Raw genomic sequence first — 2,502 nt, forward strand, 5'->3', positions numbered from 1 at the left:
AGACTGGACATGTCCCCCGCTGCCCGGCGTGACCAAGGGACATGCCCTCCCCCGCTCCGCAAAATTGCCCAAAAAATGGACATGCCCATCGCTGCCACGTGTGACCACCGGACGTGCCCTCCGCCGCCGCGCGCCAGTGGACATACGCCCTTTGTGCCCATACCCGGACCTTAAGAGTGGACATGTGCCCCGCTGCCGGACGTGACCATGGGACATGTATTCCCGCGGCCGCACGATTGGCTGAAAACTGGACATGTCCCCCCAGCGGGAACTGGCGAAAAAATCAACTCGTCAAGCCCGGCCTGGCGGAGCTCGGCGGCGCGAAGCCTGGACCGGCTCGGAAGGCACGGCTAGGAAGGCACCGCTCGGAAGGAGCGGCTCAGAAGGGCCGGCTAGGAGGAGGCCCGGCCTAGCGGAGCTCGGCGGTGCGAAGTCTGGCCCGGCTCAGATGGACCGGCTAGGAGGAGGGCCGGCCTAGCGGAGCTCGGCGGTGCGAAGTCTGGCCCGGCTCGAAAGTAGCTGCCCGGGGAGGCCCGGCTCAGAAGGAGCGGTCCGGCGGCCGGGTCCCCCAAGGAGCCGGCCGCCGAACCAAACACTCCCACCCCCAAAGCTTGTCACAGGTTTGACAAAATTGTCACACGCCGCTCCGGGCCGTGCCGAGGCCCGTCGGTATTGTGGAATTCATGAATGACACGACGGCACCGCAGGATCCCGGGCACCGGAGCATATTCCTTGACAAGGCGCACCCCGCTGCCTGGCGCGCACTCAACGGGCTGGGCCTGAAAGCCAAGGAAGCCGCCACCGAGGCCGGGCTGGACGACACACTCATTGAGTTGCTCAATGTCCGCATTTCGCAGATCAACGGCTGCGCCTTTTGCCTGGACATGCACGTGGACGATGCCGTCAAGAACGGCGAGTCGGCCCAGCGCCTGGCCGTTCTCCCCGCATGGCGCGACACCTCTCTGTTCTCCGAAAAGGAACGCGCAGCCCTGACGCTGGCCGAGGCCATCACCACCATCTCTGACGCCCATACCCGCGACCACGAAGGCGCACAGGCCAGGCGGCACCTGACTGCCGAAGAATTTTCCGCCGTCAGCTGGCTGGCGATTACGATGAACGCGTTCAACCGGGTTTCCATCGTCAGCCAGCACCCGGTCCGCGACGCCCGCGGCTAACCCACCGTTCACTCCCGCCAGCCGCCCGCACCAGGACACCCGGCGGACAGCCGCCCGCGCCAGAACACCTGGCGGTGCGCGGCTGGCTAAGCAATGAGCCGTAGCCACAACTGGCGTGCAGTCGTAAGCTCGAAAAGTGGGGCGGAGCCGCGGTCACCGAGGGAGCACTGCCATGAGGTGGGTCAGGCCGGGTCACCCGGAGTACGACGAAACACGAAGACTCTTCAACGCGATGATCGACCGCCATCCGGCCGTCATTGCCCCGTGCGCCGACCCGGTAGGGGTGGCCGAGGCGTTGGCGTACGCGCGGACACACGGCTTCGAAGTCGCCGTCCGGGCCGGCGGCCATTCCGTAGCCGGCATGTCCATGAACGACGGCGGCCTCGTGATCGACGTTCGTCCGATGAAGTCCGTCCGGGTGGACCCGGAGGCCCGCACTGCCACGGTGGGCGCGGGCCTCACCTGCGGCGAGTTTGACCGCGCCACCCAGGAATACGGCCTCGCCATCACAGGCGGGCGGGTCTCCACGACCGGGCTCGCGGGTTTCACGCTCGGGGGCGGGTCCGGCTGGCTCGAGCGCGCCTTCGGCTTCGCCTGCGACGACCTCGTCTCCGTGGATCTGGTCACGGCCACCGGCGAGCAGGTGAGGGCCAGCGCCCAGGAGAATCCCGAACTCTTCTGGGCCCTGCACGGCGGCGGCGGGAACTTCGGCGTCGCCACCTCGTTTACGTTCGGCCTGCATCAGCTGGGGCCACGCGTGCATGCCGGGGTGCTGATGTGGCCGGGGGACGCAGCCCCGGAACTCAGCCGCGGATACCGGGACCTGGCCTCCGCGGCTCCCAACGAAGAGTCCGCCACCCTCATCTACGGGACTGCACCGGCGGAACCCTTCGTGCCCGCGGCCATGGTGGGCAAGATGGCGGTGTACGTCGTGTATGTCTTCGCCGGGGATGCCGAGGAAGGCAAAGAACATGCCAGGGCATACCGGGAACTGGACCCTGTTGTGGACCTGGTGGAAGACACCGGCTACGCAGACTTCCAGTGCTCCCTGGACGACCCGCCGGGCAAGTACAACTACTGGAGTGCCGACTACCACGACGAACTCTCCGACGACGCCCTGGACGTCATCATCGACTCGGCCCGGAACCTCCCGGGACCAAGCTCCCAGCAATTGATCGCCCATTGGGGCGGGGCGGTGAGCGGGCCGGCCGCCGCGGCCACCCCGCTGCTGAACCGGACCGCCAACTGGGTGAGCCACCCGTTCGGCCTGGGTGACACCCCGCAGGGCGGGCAGGACGCGAAGGCATGGGTCAAACGCTTCCGCCAG

Annotated in this window: 2 protein-coding genes; both read left to right on the forward strand. The window is 67.5% G+C overall.

The features are described 5' to 3' along the window. Positions 1-683 precede the first annotated feature (683 nt). Complete coding sequence (locus LQV45_RS25630; protein WP_230009451.1) at positions 684-1,175, forward strand: carboxymuconolactone decarboxylase family protein; 492 nt, start codon at positions 684-686, stop codon at positions 1,173-1,175. Between the two features lie 172 nt (positions 1,176-1,347). After that, positions 1,348-2,502, forward strand: a 1,155-nt coding sequence (locus LQV45_RS25635; protein ID WP_230009453.1) for an FAD-binding oxidoreductase, incomplete at its 3' end; no start/stop codon positions are given.

The sequence above is a fragment of the Microbacterium sp. Bi128 genome, from assembly GCF_918698205.1.